Source organism: Halomonas sp. V046, from assembly GCF_052645355.1.
This window is the reverse complement of the sequence record NZ_JBQXYF010000051.1, coordinates 1-549: the sequence shown is the minus strand read 5'-3', so window position 1 is coordinate 549 and position 549 is coordinate 1. Positions and strand designations below refer to the sequence as shown.

Below are 549 nucleotides of genomic sequence, written 5' to 3'. Positions count from 1 at the left end.
GGAAGATCTACGTCAAGAACGGCCTGGTCACCTGGGAAACCCAGCAGACCGACTACCCCCGCACCCGCGCCGACCTGCCCAACCACGAGCCCCGCGGCTGCCCGCGTGGCGCCAGCTACTCCTGGTATCTGTACAGCGCCAACCGCCTGAAGTATCCCTTGATCCGCCAGGAGCTGATCAAGCTGTGGCGCAAGTCCCTCACGGCACATCCCGATCCGGTCGACGCCTGGGCCTCCATCGTCGAAGATCCGATTCTCGCCAATGAGTATAAGAAAGCCCGGGGCATGGGCGGATTCGTCCGTGCCGACTGGGACGAAGTCCAGACCCTGATCGCCGCTTCCAACGTCTATACCGCCAAGCAATACGGTCCCGACCGGGTCATCGGCTTCTCGCCGATTCCGGCCATGTCGATGGTTTCTTATGCCGCCGGCGCCCGCTACCTGTCGCTGATCGGTGGCGTCTGCCTGTCGTTCTACGACTGGTACTGTGACCTGCCGCCGGCCAGCCCCCAGACCTGGGGCGAGCAGACCGACGTGCCCGAGTCCGCCG

The 549-nt window shown here is 64.7% G+C and carries 1 protein-coding gene; it reads left to right on the top strand.

Annotated elements, in window-relative coordinates:
* Positions 1 to 549: molybdopterin-dependent oxidoreductase (locus tag ACUN9Y_RS22170; protein WP_445462909.1), on the top strand; the 549-nt coding region annotated here is incomplete at both ends.